Annotated in this window: 1 pseudogene; it reads left to right on the forward strand. The window is 52.5% G+C overall.

From position 1 onward, the window contains the following. Positions 1–78: 78 nt before the first annotated feature. Positions 79–278 (forward strand): annotated as a pseudogene (locus tag J0A68_RS23445) (hypothetical protein); the annotation flags it as partial.

A 278-nucleotide genomic window follows, 5' to 3' on the forward strand; every position in this document is an offset into this window, starting at 1 on the left:
GCTCCGCACCGAGTTATAAATACACTGGTCGTCAATAAGGCGAAAGCCTGAAGGAATGACTCAGTGATAAGGTGCAGAATGAAACAAAACCGGGTTAAAAATCTCGTGCTGAAAGGTTGGCTGGCGGCTGCGCTGTTGGCGAGCGGCGCCGCGTCGGCGGCGGAATTGCTGAACAGCTCTTATGACGTTTCCCGTGAATTGTTCGTCGCGCTGAATCCCGGCTTTGAACAGCAGTGGAACCAGCAGCATCCGAATGACAAGCTGACCATCAAACAATC

It is taken from the genome of Algoriphagus oliviformis (genome assembly GCF_017254915.1).
GTDB classification, from domain to species: Bacteria; Bacteroidota; Bacteroidia; order Cytophagales; family Cyclobacteriaceae; genus Algoriphagus; species Algoriphagus oliviformis.